Origin of the sequence: Pseudochelatococcus sp. G4_1912 (assembly GCF_047501465.1) — a bacterium.
Lineage (GTDB): Bacteria > Pseudomonadota > Alphaproteobacteria > Rhizobiales > Beijerinckiaceae > Pseudochelatococcus.
This window is the reverse complement of sequence record NZ_JAZDRL010000002.1, coordinates 138,964-157,547: the sequence shown is the minus strand read 5'-3', so window position 1 is coordinate 157,547 and position 18,584 is coordinate 138,964. Positions and strand designations below refer to the sequence as shown.

Here is an 18,584-nt window from a genome sequence, read left to right as displayed (position 1 = left end):
CTGAACGCGGCCTTTTCAATTGATAAGATAGATAATTACAGGCCGGCAAGATGTGGCAGCGGATCAACTGGTTTGGAGCCCTTGCGTAACTCAAAATGCAGCTGTGGCGAGGTTACGTTGCCGGTCTGGCCGGATTTTGCGATGGTCTGGCCGCGTGCGACTGTTTCTCCGCGCTTAACGTTCAGTTCGCCATTGTTGGCATATGCACTAACCCAACCATTTTCGTGACGGATCAGCACCAGATTGCCGTAGCCCTTCAATTCATTGCCAGCATAAGCAACCACCCCACCTTCCGCCGCTTTCACGGGGGTGCCTTCTGGAACGGCGATGTTGATGCCTTCATTTCCACTGCCAAAGCCATTGATCACGCGTCCACGTGCTGGCCAACGGAAGCCCGCTTTTTCTTCCGTTGCGGCTGATTTTTCAGATGCAGCAGCTTGTTCTGCAACTGGCTGTGCTGGCTTGGTGGGCGTGGGGGCAACTGCAACGGCGGCTTTCTGTTCAACTGGCTTAGGCAGCGCAGCTTCTGTCGCTGGCGGTAGAGCGGCTACCACTTGGCGAGCCGGCGCCTGTGGTGCAAGCGGAGCGTTAGCCTTCGAAATCCTTGATGCCTGTTCGTTAAGAGAGACCCCTGCTGTTTCAACGCGTTGAACGGGCTTTGCCATTGCCGGAGGCATGGGGGCCGCTGCCTGCATAGGCGCCTTGCCAGCGGTTGCCACTGGGTATGAAGCCGATGTCGGAGTTGCTGCAGTAGCCACAGGCATCGTGCTGCCAGCAGGATTATAAACCGGGATAACCAGTTTCTGGCCTGGAGCGATCTGTGATGGATTTGTCATGCCATTCGCTGCCAGAATCGCTGCAGTCGGCACGTTATAGCGGCCGGATAGCGTTGCCAACGTGTCTCCCGTGCCCACGTACACGGCTGATCCGCCCTGCGCTGACCAGCCTTTAGCCGAGCCGCTGACGGCCTCAACGGCCTGTGTTGTGTGCATCACCGCCGGTTGAGATGTCGGATAAGCAGCTTGTTGAGGTGGTGCAAGCGGCGCTGATTGTACAGGCAATGTTGGTGAATAACCGATGCTGCCTGTGGGATTCGTATCAGCAACACGCGTCTCGTTGAAGGGGTTTGAGAATGGGTTGTCGCCAAAGCGCATGGTGTCCGAACTGCATGCCGCAACCGTGCTCGCAAGCAAGCTCGCAACTGCAAGACGCTTGATTGTTCCTGCATTAACCATTGGCAGTAACGTTTTTTCGATACCCGGCATCGTCCCACCTTACCCATACACGTGAATCTTGATGTCGCTGATTAGATCGGATTTTGGTTAAGCAAGCGTTGCCAAACCCTATAAAGGAGCGATTTGATTCACCTTGATCAGTGATTTTTACTGAAATGGCACTTATGCCATCGAATGGGCGTTTTATAAGGCGAGCTGATTGCGAGAAATGGGCTTTAAAGAACCTGCGCAACCCCGTGCGCTAAAGGTGGCAGCCGAACAGAGCCTAGAATCTCTTGCGTAAATTCGGAAGAATCATCTTCTGATTCCATATTCTCCGCATCTTCCCGGCGCGTAATGCGGATGAGCTTTGAGGCACCGTAGATCATCTTTGCCCCTACAAGCAAGCCGCCCGGCTTGAGGCTATCAAGCAGTGCAGCGGGCACGTCGCCAGAAATGGTGCCGTTAAGGAGGATACGATCAAAGCGTTGATCGGCAACCGTCTGTGCAGCCAGACCATCTGCGGGCAGCAGAACGACGTTCGAAAGGTTAATCGTTGCAATGCGCTCAGAGGCTGCCAGCGCTAGCGTTCGGTAACGTTCAACCGACACAACATGCCCAGCCATGCGCCCCAAAACAGCGGAGACGTAACCGGAGCCTGATCCAACCTCGAATACCTTATGCTCCGGCTTTATCTTAAGTGCCAGTAGCATGTTGGCGATGATTCTGGGGGCTGTCATCGTCTGCCCGCATGAAAGTGGCAACGAGATATCAGCACGCGCCAGATCGCTGAAACGGCGTGGTGCGAAGAGATCCCGTGGAACCATCTCCATGGCGCGCAAGAGAGCGATATCGCGAATGCCTCTCTCGCGCAGACTCAGCAAAAATGCGACTGTGTCTTCTGCTATTGATGCCTGATGGTGAGATGAATAGTCGGTCATTCGCTGCTCAAATCAATCGCTTAAACCATGAAAAAGACTAGCGTAACGCGTCATGCTGGGTTCGTGCGTGAGGTTGATTTGCAGGGGAGTAACGGCGATGTGGTTATCGCGCACAGCCCATAAATCCGTGCCATCCTTCGTATCATGAGGCAGGCGTGCGCCCATCAGCCAGTAGTAGGGATGGCCACGACCATCCTGACGTTCTTCAACCTTCATGAAGGCAACATTCCGCCGCCCCTGCGCCGTTACGGCAATGCCTGCTACTTCATCCGGAGTGCAGTTGGGAAAGTTGATGTTCACCAGAATGCCGGGTTCAATACCCGCCTCAAGAATGCGTCGTATCACGCCTGCCGCATGCGCTTCGCTACATTCCCAATGCATCGCATCCCGGCCGTGCGGGCCATATACCTGCGACATGGCAATGGATGGAATGCCCAGAATGGTGCCTTCCATCGCCCCGGCAACTGTGCCGGAATAGATCACATCCTCTGCAACATTCTGCCCGACATTAATGCCAGAGAGCACAAGATCAGGCGGTGCATCTTTGAAGAGGTGACGCACTGCCATAATCACGCAGTCGGTCGGGGTGCCAGATACGGCAAACCGTTTTTCGCCCAGCTGCCGCATGCGCAATGGGGAATGCAGCGATAGTGAGTGAGAAACGCCGCTTTGGTCTGTTTCTGGCGCCACCACCCACACATCATCGGAAAGTTCTGATGCCACTCTCTCCAGCACTGCAAGGCCTTCGGCGTTGATGCCGTCGTCATTGGTCAGGAGAATGCGCATCGTCGGATCCCTTGCGTTTTATAATTGATGCCATGAAGGCCGTTTAATTGGCGGCCTCGATGGTTTCTATGCCGCCCATATAGGGACGCAGTGCGGGAGGAACAGTGACTGTACCATCGCCGTTTTGCCAGGTTTCCATCACCGCGATAAGCGCGCGCCCGACAGCCGTGCCGGAGCCATTGAGCGTGTGCACGAACCGTGGCCCTTTGCCGAAGGTCTTTTCATCATTGGGGCGGTAGCGCGTATTCATGCGCCGTGCCTGGAAATCACCGCAAACGGAGCAGCTTGAAATCTCGCGATAGGCATCCTGCCCTGGCATCCAGACTTCGATGTCGTAAGTTTTCTGCGAGGCAAAGCCCATATCGCCCGTGCAAAGTGTCACAACGCGATAGTGCAGATCGAGCGCTTTCAGCACAGCTTCCGCGCAGGAAAGCATGCGCTCATGCTCTTCAAGCGAAGCCTCAGGCGTGGTGATCGACACCAGCTCAACCTTGGAGAACTGGTGCTGACGCAGCATGCCGCGCGTATCACGACCTGCTGATCCAGCTTCACGGCGGAAGCATGGGGTGAGCGCTGTAAACCGCAGTGGCAACTCGCCTTCTGGCAGAATAAGCTCGCGCACCAGATTGGTTAGCGGCACTTCAGCTGTAGGGATGAGCCATTTGTTGTCAGAAACCGCAAACTGATCATCAAAGAATTTTGGCAATTGCGCCGTGCCAAACATGGCATCGTCACCCACCAGCAGTGGCGGGTTTATTTCGGTGTAGCCGTGATGCTGGGTATGCATATCGAGCATGAACTGGCCGATAGCGCGCTCAAGACGGGCCAGGTGGCCCTTCAACACCACAAAACGTGAGCCTGATAGCTTCGCTGCCGTCTCAAAATCCATTTGCGAAAGCTGTTCGCCGATTTCGAAATGCTGGCGGGGAGTAAAATCATAGCTGCGTTTGGCGCCAAACTGATGGTGTTCAACATTGGCGGTTTCATCCGGCCCATTCGGCACTTCTGCAAGCGGCAGGTTGGGAATCGCAGCAAGAACGATATCAAGCTCGGCAATTGCCGCTTTTTGCACGTCGTCCGCCTGCTGCATGGCATCTTTAAGGGCGGCAACTTCTGCCATCAGCGCCTGTGCGCGTGGCTCGTCCTTAGCCGCCTTTGCCTGCCCGACTTCTTTCGAGATTGCGTTGCGCTTTTCCTGCATCACCTGCAGCGAAGCGATGGCAGACTTGCGACTATCATCAATCGCCAGAACTGATTGTGCCGCAGGCGCCAGACCGCGACGCGCAAGCGCAGCATCAAAGCTCTCAGGATTATCGCGAATGGTACGGATGTCGTGCATGACGTTCCTGAACAGCGCAGCATTATAGTGCGCCGTTTCTCCCTAAATTTACCCTTGCCAAATCGCACCGGGGCGGCAAAACGGGATCAATCTTTCTCCCGTGCAGCCTCCTCGGCGGCGCGCTTTTTCTCGATCATACGGACCGAGACTATAGAAAGCTCGTAAAGGAGCAACGTTGGTACTGCAAGGGCGATCTGACTGATGACATCAGGTGGCGTTAAAACAGCAGCAACAGCAAAAACGATAACAATTGCATAGCGGCGCTTCGATTTCAGGTAATTGGAGTCAATTACCCCCGCGCGTGCAAGCAAATTGAGAATGACCGGTAGCTGAAAACAGATTCCAAAGGCAAAAATCAGCGTTGTGATCAATGAGAGATATTCACTGACTTTTGGCAATAACTGGATTGCTGCCTGCCCTGCTTCAGCCACTTGCTGCTGGCCGATAGAAAACCGCATCACGATTGGCATGGCGATGAAATACACCACCAACGCGCCTAATATGAAGAAGAAGGGTGTGGCAAAAAGATAGGGCAAAAATGCCCGCCTTTCATTGCGATATAGCCCGGGCGCAACGAATTTGTAGATCTGGATGGCAACGATAGGGAACGACAGAAAAGATGCGCCAAAGGCTGCTATCTTGATCTGTGTAAACAGATATTCCAGCGGTGCTGTATAGATCAGCACCACATCCGCCCCCTCGCCTGCTGCGAAAATATAGGGCCAGACAAGGATGTTGTAGATCTCCTTTGCAAAGGCAAAAGAGATGAAAAACATCACGATGAACGCTATGAGTGCTTTAATCAGACGTGAGCGCAGCTCAATGAGATGCTCAATGAGCGGGGCCTTCGTGGACTCGATCTCATCATCTTCGCTGGGAGACTTGGCGCTCAATGTTTCGCTCGCATCAAAATGGACAGGCGTGCTCATTCGTTGCCCTCTCCATCGCTAACAGGGATTGTTTGCGGCGCGCGGCGGTTGCGCGCAGGAAATGCAGCGAACTTTGTTCTTTTATATAGTCGCGAAGTTCCCAAAGATGGTCGCATGAGCGGTTTTACAGCATCCCTGGGGGCTGCGATAATCACACGCTTTGCTTTCCGAGGAGAGACTTTTTTCGGAGGTGTGGCGCTATAAGACGTCAGCGGCGGGTGTTCTTGCGCAAATGTATGCTCCAGCTCCACGTTAGGGGCGGTTTGATCAAACCTGGGGATTGGAGAGACCGCAGCCAGAGAATTTTCAACCTTCTGCCCCAGAGCAATATCCAATGTTGGATCAACACTGTAGGTTGTTGGAGCTGGTGTTGTTCCCGCGTCAGTCTTCTGAAGCGCATTCTTCAGTTCATCACGCGCCGTCCGCAAGGGGTTAAAGGCCGCGCTGACATCTGTGGCCATGGCTTGGCTTGCAGTTTGTTGCACGTCACGCACTGTTTGGCGCAACTCATCAAGCTCTGCCTCGCGCATTGCGGCATTAAACTGCGTTTGGAATTCCCCCGCCATGCGGCGTACTTTTGACAATGTTTGCCCAACCGTCCGCAAAACACGTGGCAATTCCCGCGGGCCGATGACGACCAGCGCGATGGCCCCCACGAGCAGAATTTCACTCCAACTTAAATCGAACATGCCGCGCTCAATCGCCTCATTATTTGATGCATAACATCAAAATGACGTCGTAACTCATTGCTTATGAATGTTTTATGCGTAGAGAAAGTATGCCGGAAATTGCTTCCGGCTATCAATTACTCAGCGCTATCTATTGCTACGGCTACCGAGTCAGCTAATTTTGCTGCTTTCAGGTGCCGGGGCTTTTGCAGTTTCCTGATGTGTGACAGGCTTCTTCACCTCGGTTTCGGCGACAGTTGGCTTGTCATCGTCCGACAGGCCTTTCTTGAACGCCTTGATGCCCTTGGCTACATCGCCCATCAGATCAGAAACCTTGCCACGGCCGCCGAACAGCAACAGAACAAGGCCACCGACGATGATCCAGTGCCATATGCTGCCAAACCCACCCATGCCAATTCCTCCGAAACGAATCAAAACTGCATCGGCTTGCGCACCGATGACATCTCATGTGTTCTTTAAACTAGGTATGTCATGTGGTGAAAACAAGAATTTCATCATCATACGCTTTTTTGTTAGCATAATCCCTACGACAGAGGCTGACGCGCTCTTGACACTGGCGGCTTGATGCGGCATGTCACAACTCATGAATGGCCGGGTTTCCGGCTTTTTCCATTTTTTCTGGACGCCCCCTGTGGCGTCGACCTGATAGAGGTTACGCCATGGCTAAGGCCACCACGATCAAGATCAAGCTCGCGTCGACTGCCGACACCGGCTTCTTCTATGTGACCAAGAAGAACTCCCGTACGATGACCGAGAAGCTCTCGCTCAAGAAGTATGATCCAGTTGCGCGCAAGCACGTTGAGTTCAAGGAAACCAAGATCAAGTAAGATCTTTGTTTTTGAGAGAATCATAAAAGCACCCTTGTGAAGTCATCACAGGGGTGTTTTTTATTGGCTTGAGAGTTTTGCTGACCAGTTATGTGAAGGGATGTATCAGATTTTGACGGGCTGACGAAACGGCGTTTCTTCGTTTAGCTGGGCGGCTTCAAGCTCAACGGCAGGTCGCTCGCGCTCCAGATATTCTGCAACAGCGCGTTTGAAGTTAGGATCAGCAATGTTGTGGGCCGAGCGTGTCAGCACAGGTCGGTATCCGCGCGCTAACTTGTGATCTCCCTGCGCGCCAGCCTCTACCCGCTTGAGCCCCCGCTCAATGGCGAATTCGATGGCTTGATAGTAGCAAACTTCGAAATGAAGAAAGGGGTGATCCTCGATCGTGCCCCAATGCCGGCCGAAGAGAGTTTCGCGACCAATGAAGTTGATTGCACCGGCGATATAACGGCCTTCCCGCTTTGCCATTACCAGTAATACACGGTCTGCAAATTTATCGGCTATATCGTCATAAAAAGAGCGGGAAATATAGGCTTTTCCCCACTTACGATGGCCAGTATCCTGGTAAAAGTCATAGAACGCATCCCAATGCTCACGCGTTATCGCGTCGCCATTCAGGCGCTCAATAGTAATGTCTGCATCCAGCACTTCGCGCCGCTCGCGGTTGAGAGCTTTGCGTTTGCGTGAAGTGAGCGTCGATAGGAAGTCATTGAAAGTGCTGAAGCCCTCGTTACTCCAGTGATACTGACAATCAATGCGAGGGAGAAAGCCGTTATGCTTCAGACGCTGGGATTCCCATTCCGTAATGAAATTGACGTGGGTGGAGGATGCGAGCGTTTCATCTTGCAGCATGCGCAATCCATCAATCAACGCTGTTGCGACCTCGCCTGCCTGCGGACCATCTCGCACCATAAGCCGGGGACCCGTTACGGGTGTAAAAGGAATGGCCACGAGCAACTTGGGATAATAGCTTCCCCCTGCCCGTTCATAGGCATCTGCCCAATAATGATCGAAGACATATTCACCGCGCGAGTGCCCCTTGAGATAACATGGGGCAGCGCCGACAAGTGACCCGACGTCATCATGAACAACAAGATGCAATGGCTGCCAGCCCGTGCGCGCATTGACCGAGCCGGATTCTTCAAGGGCCCGCAAAAACGTATGGCGTAGAAATGGATTATCCGGGTCAGTCCCGGGAGAACGTGCCGCAGCATCGAGAACGCAAGCGTCCCAGTCTTGTGCGGGAATATCGTTGATGCAGTCTGCTATGCTGACTTTCAAGGACGAAAACCCTCGAAGATTATCTGATCGGCAAACTGTGCAGCCTGTGCCCGATCGTCAGGGGTGCGCACGGTCCATGTCAAAACGGGTAGCCCAAAGTGACGTACGAGAGTTGGCGTGGCGGCAGGGAAATCACGTACATTCCATGCAAGGAAATCTGGCTGGCTATGCTTAATATGGGTGAAGTGGGTGAAATCGCTACGCTGTTCTGCGCTTAATATTTCCCACTCTCCATGCTCATAAGACGTTTCAGCGACAATCCCGCGTGGCAGATGAGGTGCTAACTCTCGCAGTGCCTGTATGATATTGGGATCGAACGACATCAGTGCAACATGGCTTGCCCAGCTGTTCGCAATTTCAGCTACACGGCGCGCCAGACGTAGATCGCCATCAAACCGGCTTTTAATCTCGATGATGAGCGGGACGCGCCTGGCAATCTGATGAAGATAAGTAGCCAGCGGGATAATCCGATCATCGCAGTTCTTATAGGAAAGAGCAGCAAGTGCAGAGACAGAAAGAGCATCAACGCGCCCTTGCCCGCTTGTCAGACGGTCGAGAGTGAAGTCGTGGAACACCACAGCCTCACCATCTGCCGATAGCTGCACATCACATTCAATGGCAAAACCCGCCTGCGCCGCAGCCTCGCCTGCAGTCAAGGTGTTCTCGATCACGCCGAGGCGTGCGTCATGAAGACCGCGATGGGCGATAGGTTGTGCAGTTAGCCAGGCGGGTGCGCGCATTATGCGATCTCGATCATCGCTTCAACTTCAACTGCTGCGCCAAGCGGCAGTTCTGCAACGCCAACTGTTGAGCGCGCATGTCTACCCGCGTCGCCAAGCACTGCAACGACGAGATCTGAAGCGCCATTCATTACCGGTGCAACAGCTGTAAAACCGGGAGCTGTGTTGATGAAGCCGCCAAGCCGGACAATACGCACAATGCGTGACAGATCGCCAACTGCGGCTTGTGCTTGCGCCAGAATGTTGATGGCAGCAAGGCGTGCAGCTTCAGCGGCGACTTCAGGCGTAACATTGCCACCAACTTTGCCCTTATGCTGTTCAGCGAGCGTACCATCACTTCCAAGAGGCAATTGACCAGAGATGACAAGCATAGAGCCCGACTGAACGAATGAAACGTAATTGGCAACGGGGGTTGCTGGCGTTGGCAGGGTAATACCAAGTTCTGCGAGTCTTGTATTGATAGCGTTCATTTTCGTTCTCTCATTGTATCTAGTCGTTGAAGGACGCGGATTTTTAGCTTCTTGCATCCTTGGCGCATAAATGCGCTACAGGATCGCGAATGAAAAACCCGAACAATGACGGTTTTGGCCCATGCAACCAAACGATGCAAGGCGTGAAAGTTCACGGTGACCGTCGAAAATGCCAATCCACCCATACGATTGCGATCTTGTGTGGCTTTTCAGTTAACCAGCATACAGGCGCATTTGTAGCAATGCTGCCATCCATAAGTCTTAAATGTCGTCTGTCTGGCGACTGGCACTCAGCGTTTGCAGCCGCATATGCGCCTGGGCAACTTTTTCAGGAGCTAGGCCTGCATTGGCAGCGAAAGCGACAAGCAAAGTTTCATCGTTAGCCAGATAATCCAGAACCGCTACCAGAAAACCCGGATTTGAAGCGGCTTTACGAATCGTCTCTGGACCAAGACCCGTAATCGCAAGAAACCGCCCAAGTCTCTCAGGATCGCTCGCCAGGAATGCCAGTGCCTTGATGGCAAGGGATTCAGCCTCCAAGACTGGCTGTGCATCGGGCTGGCGCATAATTTCCACTTTCTATTCATGGTTGAATGAGAATTAGATGCGATTATAAACTCTTTTCATGTCAATGGGATATCAGACTCGCATCTAGCAGTGGATATCGCCATGATTGCAGTAAAAGCAGCGGGTTTTGAGCCTATATTTGTGCCGAAATAAGGAATCGGCAATTTACTTGTCATATGCAATGATGCTGATCGCCATAATGAAGCGCGGGTAACACTTTATCGACAACTTGGCTGCTATAATGAACCTTGAAGAAGGCTATACAGATGGTGAAGATCGCATAGGCTGGCGTGATATATTAAGCGTGAACTGTGCAGAGCGGGTGTAAAAATTCTTATCCAAATATAAGTTTTTCCTGAATGTTGAGAGAAAGCGTAAAAAGTAGAGAGTGCATTTTGGTTTAAAAGCTGAAATTTGCCTTGTAGAGGTAGTTAAGTGTCTGATGCGTTTGAGTTTTGAAAATAAGGAGTGGGTATGACCAGCACAGTGCTGATCGTCGAGGACAATGAGTTGAATATGAAGCTCTTCGGCGATCTGTTGGAGGCCCACGGCTATGCCACACTCAAAGCCACCAATGGGCGCGATGCTATGGATATTGCAGCCGAGCATCTGCCTGATCTGATCATTATGGATATTCAGCTGCCTGAGATATCGGGAATTGAGGTGACGGAATGGCTCAAGGCTGATGCGAAACTGCGCGATATCCCTGTTATTGCAGTGACAGCTTTTGCCATGAAAGGGGATGAGGAACGTATCCGCGCCAGTGGTTGCGAGGCGTATCTGTCTAAGCCAATCTCGGTCGCAAAATTCCTTGAGACCGTGCGCACTTATGCGCCAAAGAGCTGATTGAAAGCGCTGTTTCCAAGAGAGATAAACAAATCAGCCTTATTTATTTCTCTTATGGCTATGCATGGTGTTATGCATAGCTGTCGTTCGTAGGCCTATTATCTTCTCATTTTCTATTTTCCCATTGTTTCAGACATGAAATCATCCATCCCCGTTGACGGGCGAGCGCTGAGTTGCGATGCCTTTTCAGAGCATTCTGCGAAGCGAGTTTTCTTCGTTCAACCGCGCGATTAGGAGTAAACGCATCATGGTCAGCTATGATTCCGCGAATATTTTTGCGAAAATTATCCGGGGCGAGATTCCTGCTGTCAAAGTCTATGAAGACGATGATATCCTGGCATTTATGGATGTTATGCCGCAAAGTGATGGTCATACATTGGTGGTGCCTAAAGCGCCGTCTCGTAATTTACTTGATGCTGATCCAGAAACTGTGACTACGCTTTTTGCTGCTGTCCAACGCATCGCCAGTGCTGTAAAAAATGCATTCAATGCTGATGGATTAATGATCGTACAATATAACGAAGCGCCAGCGGGACAAACCGTTTTTCATCTGCATGTTCATATTGTGCCGTGCTTCGAAGGCATAGAATTGCGCGGCCATGCAACGGGTGGATTCGCTGATCCTGATATATTGGCCAAGCATGCGGCACGCATTCGCGCAGCCTTGCAGAAAGACAGTTAAGCGAATTCCTGGCCAATGCGGAGTATTTCCTCCTGGTGGGGGAAGTGTTGCACTTGGTTTAATTGCAGAATTCGTGTAAAATAAATATTATTTATTAACTTGGGGCTTGATTATGTTGCCGTCAGAACATGCGGTTTATCTCGTATCTCAACTGGGCTCCCGCTTGGGGATGTGGCAGTTGTCTTTTGACGAGAATAATCTGTTGCAAGTGCGTGTTGGCGAAACATTCCTTGATATTCAATTTGACGCGAAAAAAGATCTGTTCCTGATTTCGTCAGAGGTTGCTGTTCTCTCTTCGTCGAGCATTGCAGAAGTCTATGCACACATCCTTGAGTTCAATCTTGTTGCAGGGCTGCTAGCACGTCAGGGGTTTATTGGCCTTAACCGGAATAGTGAGCAATTATTTTACATTGATCATATCGTAGCCTCGCATCTTACGGCTGATGCTTTTGAGGACTTTGTGCGTCACGCAGCGAAAATCGCTACTGCCTGGAGCAAGCTAATCAGCTCGCCAGAGTTTTTGAAGGATGCATTGGCGATTAATGCCGCGCCTGCCGGAAATGTTGGGTAAATTATTTTATAGCTCAACTTATGTCGTTATTGGCTTTAAGGCGAAGCCGACCATGGTTTTCAATCAATACGCCTTTATCTGCTCCCTTCTGAAAGCGCTATATAACGTCGAAAAAGCATATTGGTTCCAATTTCGTTATTGCATTGCAATGAAAAGAGCGTAAACTTTATTTACGATGTAGTAAAATCTTACTGCATGGCCGCTTTGAGGAAGCGCCCTTTAAGGGGTTCCGGTTAGAAAATGCTTCATGCGGTGTCGATAAGTGTTTGATTTAGTTTTATCTTTCTGGAGTGATGGTATGATACATGCGCTGCGCGGTTCTGCTCCTCTTCCAACAACAGATTATACAAGTGTTCCGCGTGCACCGGGTCTTTCAGCGTTTGTTGTGAGTACAAAGGTAGAAACCGGACAAACTGCTGCAAAGGCAGTTAGTACTGCTTTTGATGGAGAGCGCCCTCTTCCCAAGGCGGCATTGTTCAGTGGTAACTCTGCGGTTATTGGTTTACGGACTGCGTATGCAGATAGCGCAGCGGCAAATAGCCTGCGTGCATATTTCATGTAATCGCGACAAAATCACAGCCACTTTAATGGTTGGCTGTGATAAATCCGTGCAATCGCGTGACTGCTTCCCGACAATCCGTGAGGGATCCAGCATATGACAGGCGTATGTAAGCGGCACCATTCTCAGGATCAAAATCAAGTCCAGGCGTAACAGCAACTCCTGCTTTATTGAGGAGGTTTTGGCTAAGCGTGAGTGAATTATCGCTCAAATGGCTAACGTCGATGTATAGATAGAAGGCGCCATTGGCTATCGGACCCCGGCCCAGCCCGATTTTGGGTAGTTCGTTCAACAGCAAATCACGGTTTGCGGCATATCCAGCTTTAATCACTTCCAACTCGTCAGTTGCATCGAATGCTGCTTCAGCAGCAATCTGCGATAGCAATGGCGGAGATATGTAGAGATTTTGCGCCAAGCGCTCCACCCCTCTTACCAGTTCCTCTGGTAGTACGAGCCAACCAATACGCCAGCCAGTCATGCAATAGTATTTCGAAAACGAATTGACGATGATGGCTTCATCATCAAAAGCGAGGGCCGTTTCTGCCTGCATGCCATAGGTCAGGCCATGATATATTTCATCGGAAATCAGCCATATGCCGAGGGATCGGCAGTTTTGCGCTAATGCGGCAAGTGTCGCTCGTTCCATTGTGACGCCAGAGGGATTTGCCGGGCTCATGGCGAGGACGCCATCGAGTGGCTTTTGCGCGTGGAGACGTGCGATTGCTGCGCCGGTAAGCATCCAGCCATTGCTGTCATCAAGCGGTACGGGTACAGCTTCCAGTCCTAATGCTGTGAAGATATTGCGATAAGCGGGATATCCTGGTGCAGATACAGCAATCCGCGCACCTGGTTCAAATAACGCCAGAAACGATAGCACAAAGCCAGCTGATGAGCCTGTTGTGATAACAATGCGGGCTGGATGAACGTGTACGTTATGGATGTCACGATAATAACGACTGATCCGCTCGCGCAGGGAATCGCGCCCAAGGGCCTCGGTGTAGCTGATCTTGCCTATCTCAAGTGCACGCTGTGCTGCCTCACGGATGACACGTGGCGTTGGGGATGACGGCTCTCCAAGTTCCATGTGAATAACACTGCCACCTGCCCGTTCAATACTTTTTGCGGCTGACAGAACGTCCATCGCCAGAAATGGAGACACATGTGACAGGCGTTCTGCGGCACGGCGTTGGCGTGCAGGGTTGCGGCTATCGAATAGCCTGATATCCGATGCTTTTATATCCGACATGGCGGATGGAACCTTTCAGTGTGACTTTCCAGGTGCAATCCCGTCGCTCAAAAAACTGCACGAAGTCAGAAAGCAGTGACCATAACACCGGTATGCTGCGGCTTAAAGCTTCCTGTAATTGATAGAGACATGAATATAACAAAAGGCCGTGCGTTTATGAGATCGCACGGCCATAATATTTTAGAAGCTGGCTGTACCGATGCCAACAATGCTTAACCTTACTGCGGTGCTTTAGTATCGGGTCTTTTGGGGTAGCTCGCGATATTCCAGCCATACTTTCTGTGCATCTTGCTGCATAATCTGTTCAATTTTTACAGTACGATCTGCGTAGGGTCTCTCCAGATCAACGCTGATATTATAATCATCAAACAGATCTGCATAATCTGACCATGCGGCAGCATAATAGATTTTATCAACACGTGCCCAATAGGCTGTTGAGTAACACATCGGACACGGCTCGCAGCTTGAAAACATAACGGCGCCTTCCAGATTTGGGGCCCCGATTTTTTTGCAGGCAGCGCGCATTGCGTTGACTTCGGCATGTGCGGAAGGATCATTATCGCGTAGTACGCTATTGCCAGTTGCGGCCAAGACCTCACCATTACGCACAATCACAGCGCCGAAGGGACCGCCTGTCTTATCCACGACCCCAGCTTTGCGCATGAGTTGGATTGCCTCGCTCATATATTTGCGATCAGCATCGCTAACGGCTTGGCGTACATTTGTGTCTTCTGCAACCGCAGCATGCGCTCCTGTAAGAGAGCCTGCTAACATGGTTGTGCTTGCGATAAGGAAGTCGCGACGCTGTAGCACGTGCGCAGAAGAAAAAAGAGCATCCAATGGAGAGTCGGTCATTTTTGAAGTATCCATGTTGTTTTAGATAAACTTCAGCAATTCGTGCTGCTCGATAGAACCCAATAGCTGGTCCACAGCTTATATTTTTATTTTTTATGCAGGACGATGTAGCCCTGCATAAACGCGCCAATTTAAAGTGCTCAAGTTACTTCATGGCCTAAGTATATCGCTCACTATAGTATGCTACACGTTTTTGGCACGAGCGCTAGCTTGTTTTAATATGTCGCTAAATTAAAGCATTAATTGCAATTAATATTATCAATGTTTGCGATAAGTGAATGACATTTTCTTTGCGCACGTAAATTTACTGACTGATTATTAAAGTGGTTTAGCAATGCAAGAGCGAGATAAGCTCTGGAGCGAGCAGGCTTGCTGAAGCAGATATGGTATTGTGCATTACAATCAAACCAGCCCGTGTATAATTTTCATAGTCGCTGAGTTATGCTTCAGTTTGGTATTCAGGGATGTGTTAAGGTTCGCGTCAGGGCATGAATATTGATGCATTCCAAAGTGATGGTAGGTCTTGTCATGGCCGGATGGATGGTCGTTCTTATTGCCCTGCTTTACTTGTGCGGTCTTTTCGCAGTTGCGCATGCGGGTGACACGTTTGGAAAGCGACTGATAGGCGGCAATGCGCGCGCCAGCATTTATGCACTCACTTTGGCAGTTTATTGCACATCATGGACATTCTTCGGGTCCGTTGGACTTGCAGGGCGCTCCGGGCTTGATTTTCTGACCGTTTATATAGGCCCGATTCTTTTGCTAGGATTGGGCTTTCGTTTTATCGGGCGCATTGTTGGGCTTGCGAAAGCACAAAATATAACGTCGATTGCCGACTTTATGGCCGCCCGCTATGGCAAGAACGACCGTGTGGCGGTGCTGGTGACGATTATCGCTGCCATAGGCGTCATTCCTTATATCGCATTGCAGCTTAAGGCTGTTTCATCATCTTTGATGGTATTTTTCGATGCAGCCCCAGAGGTTACTTTCTTTCCTCCGGCGGCCCTTGGCGTTGATCTTGCTTTTGTTGTTGCGGCTGTATTGGCGCTCTTTGCTGTCGCGTTCGGTACGCGTCACGTAGATGCAACTGAGCATCAGGATGGCCTGGTTCTGGCTATTGCGCTTGAGTCTCTGGTCAAATTAATCGCATTTTTGACGGTTGGTGTGTTTGTTACCTACTTCATGTTTGATGGTGTTGGAGACATTCTGCTAAAGGCCGCTATCTACCACCCCGAGAATGATATCCAGCACAAAACTTCCGACATTATCACTTTTCTGACCCTTACTTTGTTATCGCTGAGCATGGCTATTCTGCTCCCGCGCCAGTTCCACATGACGATTGTCGAAAATCGCAATATCACTGATGTGCGCCGTGCTGCGTGGATGTTTCCGCTTTATCTTATAGCGATAAATCTTTTCGTTCTGCCATTAGCTATCGCTGGGCAGGTAACCTTCGCACAGGGTGCTATTGATCCGGATATGACAGTGCTCGCCCTGCCGCTTGCAGCTGGTGCGCATCTTATAGCGTTAATCGCTTTCATCGGCGGATTATCAGCTGCAACAGCGATGGTAATCGTGGACTCGGTTGCGTTGGCTATTATGATTTCGAATGATCTGGTAATTCCACTGGTGCTCCGCCAGCGCGCCCGTGCCAATACGCATAACACTGGTGATTTGAGTGGGTTTGTTCTTTTAGTGCGGCGCGGATCGATCATCAGTGTGATCCTGCTGGCCTATCTTTACTACCGTATATCAGGTGAAGCAGCCCTGGCATCAATTGGGTTTCTTTCGTTTGCGGCAATTGCGCAATTAGGCCCGGCTTTTGTTGGCGGCTTCATTTGGCGTCGTGGTACAGCGCTTGGCGCTAGTGCGGGGTTGATTGCGGGCTTTGCGATGTGGGCATATACGCTCCTGTTGCCAAGCTTCGCGAGTACTGAGGGCGAATGGGCCGCATTTATCGCACAAGGGCCGTTCGCAGTAGAAGCGTTGCGCCCGACCGCATTATTCGGCACCAATCTACCCGAGCTGACTCACGGTGTGCTCTGGAGCTTGCTGATCAATCTGGCTGCCTACATTCTTTTCTCTCTTCTACGTCCTGAAACAGCTTTGGAGCGTCTTCAGGCGAATGTGTTTGTGGGATCGGATGGTATTCCACTGGGCATGGTGCAGACATTCTGGTTACGGACATCCCCTGTTTCCGTGGAAGATCTGAAGGCCGCTGTTGCGCGCTACTTGGGGCAGGAGCGAACCGAGCGCGCCTTTGAGAGCTTTAGTGCTCATCGTGGCGGCCCGGTTTCTGGCGAGGCGGATATCCACCTGCTTCGCCATGCGGAGCATCTGCTGGCGTCTGCGATTGGTGCGGCATCTTCACGGCTTGTGCTGTCCTTGCTGTTGCGTGGGCGCAATCTATCCACGCGTGATGCCTTGCGCCTCCTTGATGATGCTTCAGCTGCTATCCAATACAACCGCGATATCCTCCAGCATGGTCTTGATCACGCACGACAAGGTATCACCATTCTGGATCGTGATTTACGGCTGATTGGTTGGAACCGTGCCTTTCGCGATCTTTATGATTTGCCCTCACACCTGGTGCGCTTTGGTGTCGGCATTGATGAAATCCTGCGTTACAACGCTGAGCGTGGCTCTTACGGTCCTGGTGATGCGGAGGAGCTTGTTGCTGTGCGGTTAGCAAGCCTCGTTACAGATATTGAGTCCGTACGTTTGCGACTATTCCCCGCCAACAGAGTGATCGAAGTGCGTTCAAACCATCTGCCCGATGGCGGTGTGGTAACGACCTATACTGACATTACGGAAGCCGCGGCCGAAGAAGAGGCGCTTGAGCAGCGTGTGCGAGAGCGAACGGAAGAACTAATGCACCTCAACCTCGCCCTCACCCGCGCCAAGGCTGAAGCCGATGAGGCCAATGCCTCAAAAACCCGTTTTCTAGCTGCCGCAAGTCATGACATTCTGCAACCATTAAACGCAGCACGTCTTTATGTTACTTCTCTTGTGGAGCGTGATCGCAAATCAGACAACGCGGCAATGGCCGAAAATGTTGAAGCTTCGCTTGATGCTGTTGAGGAAATTCTGACTGCCTTGCTCGACATTTCGCGTCTCGACAGTGGCGTGATGCAGCCCGAGATTTCCAGTCTACGCATTGATGATATGTTGCGGCAGATGCAACGTGAGTACAGCGGTGCTGCGCAGGAGAAGGGCATCAAGCTAGTTGTTATCGCGCCGTCATTAACCGTTCGTTCAGACCGGCGGCTGTTGCGACGCATGCTTCAGAACCTTGTTTCCAACGCTATCAAATACACGCCGTCTGGGCGCGTTTTAGTGGGGGCACGCAGACGGGGGGCGAATTTACGTATCGAAATCTGGGATACAGGCCTTGGCATTCCCGCTAATCAGCAGCACCTGGTCTTTCGCGAATTTCAGCGTTTGCAGCAGGGTGCAAAAGTGGCGCGTGGCCTTGGATTGGGATTGTCTATTGTTGAACGCATCAGTCGTGTATTAGGACATCCCGTCGCCCTTCGCTCTCGTCCCGGTGATGGCACGGTGTTTACTGTGAATGTGCCTCTTGCTCCATCAGTCGCGGCTGAACAACCTTCTGTTCCACTTCCCACGCAGCCTTTAACTGGGCTTGAAGGGCTCACTGTTCTGGCAATAGATAATGAGCCCGCCATTATTAAGGGTATGCAGCAATTGCTCGGTGGTTGGGGGTGCACAGTGCTGGCTGCAGATAGTCTTGAAACCGCAGTTACTACGTTGGCGCATTCAGTGCAGACTCCGCGCGTGTTGATCGCGGATTTTCATCTTGATCAAGGTGACGGCCTCACTGCCATCATCACTCTTCGTGAGCGCTTGCGAGAGCAGGTGCCGGCCATTCTACTGACGGCAGATCGTTCACCTGCTGTGCGGCAATTGGCGGAGGCGGCTGGCATTCACGTGCTGAACAAACCTTTGAAACCAGCTGCGTTACGCGCTCTGTTAACGCGCTGGCGTGCAGTTGAAGCTTTAGATGTGGTCGGTAATTGATTGC

The 18,584-nt window shown here is 51.4% G+C and carries 19 protein-coding genes; 6 read left to right on the top strand and 13 right to left on the bottom strand.

Annotated features, from left to right (window positions below; genetic code table 11):
• Window positions 1-35 precede the first annotated feature (35 nt).
• From VRZ32_RS07935 to VRZ32_RS07905, 7 genes are all read right to left on the bottom strand, one after another.
• Window positions 36-1,265 (bottom strand): peptidoglycan DD-metalloendopeptidase family protein, encoded by a 1,230-nt coding sequence (locus VRZ32_RS07935; RefSeq protein ID WP_414525212.1) that lies wholly within the window; start codon window positions 1,263-1,265, stop codon window positions 36-38.
• A 185-nt stretch (window positions 1,266-1,450) separates the two neighbouring features.
• A complete protein-coding gene (locus tag VRZ32_RS07930) occupies window positions 1,451-2,155 on the bottom strand; it encodes a protein-L-isoaspartate O-methyltransferase family protein (protein ID WP_414525211.1) in 705 nt (234 codons plus the stop codon).
• A gap of 12 nt (window positions 2,156-2,167) precedes the next feature.
• Complete coding sequence (surE, locus tag VRZ32_RS07925) at window positions 2,168-2,941, bottom strand: 5'/3'-nucleotidase SurE (RefSeq protein WP_414525210.1); 774 nt, start codon at window positions 2,939-2,941, stop codon at window positions 2,168-2,170.
• 43 nt (window positions 2,942-2,984) lie between these two features.
• Window positions 2,985-4,280, bottom strand: a complete 1,296-nt coding sequence (serS, locus tag VRZ32_RS07920; protein WP_414525209.1) for a serine--tRNA ligase — start codon at window positions 4,278-4,280, stop codon at window positions 2,985-2,987.
• Between the two features lie 86 nt (window positions 4,281-4,366).
• Window positions 4,367-5,209 carry a twin-arginine translocase subunit TatC gene (gene tatC / locus VRZ32_RS07915; RefSeq protein ID WP_414525208.1) on the bottom strand — a complete coding sequence of 281 codons (843 nt, stop codon included), beginning with the start codon at window positions 5,207-5,209 and terminating at the stop codon, window positions 4,367-4,369.
• Complete coding sequence (gene tatB, locus VRZ32_RS07910) at window positions 5,206-5,898, bottom strand: Sec-independent protein translocase protein TatB (RefSeq protein ID WP_414525207.1); 693 nt, start codon at window positions 5,896-5,898, stop codon at window positions 5,206-5,208. The genes tatC and tatB overlap by 4 nt, the downstream gene beginning before the upstream one ends.
• Before the next feature lie 150 nt (window positions 5,899-6,048).
• Window positions 6,049-6,288, bottom strand: coding sequence for a twin-arginine translocase TatA/TatE family subunit (locus tag VRZ32_RS07905; protein ID WP_414525206.1), 240 nt, complete (start codon window positions 6,286-6,288; stop codon window positions 6,049-6,051).
• 269 nt (window positions 6,289-6,557) lie between these two features.
• On the opposite strand from VRZ32_RS07905, the gene rpmG reads away from it, so the two are divergent.
• Entirely contained in the window at window positions 6,558-6,725 is a 168-nt protein-coding gene (gene rpmG, locus VRZ32_RS07900) for a 50S ribosomal protein L33 (protein WP_414525205.1), read from the top strand.
• Window positions 6,726-6,830: 105 nt separating this feature from the next.
• On the opposite strand, the gene VRZ32_RS07895 is transcribed toward rpmG, so the two are convergent.
• The 4 genes from VRZ32_RS07895 to VRZ32_RS07880 all read right to left on the bottom strand — a co-directional run bounded on the left by VRZ32_RS07895 (window position 6,831) and on the right by VRZ32_RS07880 (window position 9,783).
• On the bottom strand, window positions 6,831-8,006 hold the full coding sequence (locus VRZ32_RS07895) for a GNAT family N-acetyltransferase (RefSeq protein WP_414525204.1): 1,176 nt from the start codon (window positions 8,004-8,006) through the stop codon (window positions 6,831-6,833).
• Window positions 8,003-8,746 carry a glycerophosphodiester phosphodiesterase family protein gene (locus VRZ32_RS07890; RefSeq protein ID WP_414525203.1) on the bottom strand — a complete coding sequence of 248 codons (744 nt, stop codon included), beginning with the start codon at window positions 8,744-8,746 and terminating at the stop codon, window positions 8,003-8,005. Before VRZ32_RS07890 ends, VRZ32_RS07895 begins: the two co-directional genes overlap by 4 nt.
• Complete coding sequence (locus tag VRZ32_RS07885) at window positions 8,746-9,216, bottom strand: RidA family protein (protein WP_414525202.1); 471 nt, start codon at window positions 9,214-9,216, stop codon at window positions 8,746-8,748. Before VRZ32_RS07885 ends, VRZ32_RS07890 begins: the two co-directional genes overlap by 1 nt.
• 261 nt (window positions 9,217-9,477) lie before the next feature.
• Window positions 9,478-9,783 carry a DUF3572 domain-containing protein gene (locus VRZ32_RS07880; protein WP_414525201.1) on the bottom strand — a complete coding sequence of 102 codons (306 nt, stop codon included), beginning with the start codon at window positions 9,781-9,783 and terminating at the stop codon, window positions 9,478-9,480.
• 474 nt (window positions 9,784-10,257) lie between these two features.
• On the opposite strand from VRZ32_RS07880, the gene VRZ32_RS07875 reads away from it, so the two are divergent.
• From VRZ32_RS07875 to VRZ32_RS07860, 4 genes are all read left to right on the top strand, one after another.
• On the top strand, window positions 10,258-10,629 hold the full coding sequence (locus VRZ32_RS07875; RefSeq protein WP_414525200.1) for a response regulator: 372 nt from the start codon (window positions 10,258-10,260) through the stop codon (window positions 10,627-10,629).
• Window positions 10,630-10,876: 247 nt separating this feature from the next.
• Entirely contained in the window at window positions 10,877-11,311 is a 435-nt protein-coding gene (locus tag VRZ32_RS07870; protein ID WP_414525199.1) for an HIT family protein, read from the top strand.
• A 112-nt stretch (window positions 11,312-11,423) separates the two neighbouring features.
• On the top strand, window positions 11,424-11,882 hold the full coding sequence (locus VRZ32_RS07865; protein ID WP_414525198.1) for a type III secretion system chaperone: 459 nt from the start codon (window positions 11,424-11,426) through the stop codon (window positions 11,880-11,882).
• Between the two features lie 298 nt (window positions 11,883-12,180).
• Window positions 12,181-12,444 carry a hypothetical protein gene (locus VRZ32_RS07860; RefSeq protein ID WP_414525197.1) on the top strand — a complete coding sequence of 88 codons (264 nt, stop codon included), beginning with the start codon at window positions 12,181-12,183 and terminating at the stop codon, window positions 12,442-12,444.
• A gap of 22 nt (window positions 12,445-12,466) precedes the next feature.
• On the opposite strand, the gene VRZ32_RS07855 is transcribed toward VRZ32_RS07860, so the two are convergent.
• The gene (locus VRZ32_RS07855; RefSeq protein WP_414525196.1) at window positions 12,467-13,687 is read right to left on the bottom strand and encodes a pyridoxal phosphate-dependent aminotransferase; all 1,221 of its coding nucleotides are present in this window, start codon (window positions 13,685-13,687) and stop codon (window positions 12,467-12,469) included.
• 231 nt (window positions 13,688-13,918) lie between these two features.
• On the bottom strand, window positions 13,919-14,542 hold the full coding sequence (locus tag VRZ32_RS07850) for a nucleoside deaminase (RefSeq protein WP_414525195.1): 624 nt from the start codon (window positions 14,540-14,542) through the stop codon (window positions 13,919-13,921).
• 498 nt (window positions 14,543-15,040) lie between these two features.
• Between VRZ32_RS07850 and VRZ32_RS07845 the strand changes: the two genes are divergently transcribed.
• Window positions 15,041-18,580 (top strand): NahK/ErcS family hybrid sensor histidine kinase/response regulator, encoded by a 3,540-nt coding sequence (locus tag VRZ32_RS07845; RefSeq protein WP_414525194.1) that lies wholly within the window; start codon window positions 15,041-15,043, stop codon window positions 18,578-18,580.
• Window positions 18,581-18,584 lie beyond the last annotated feature (4 nt).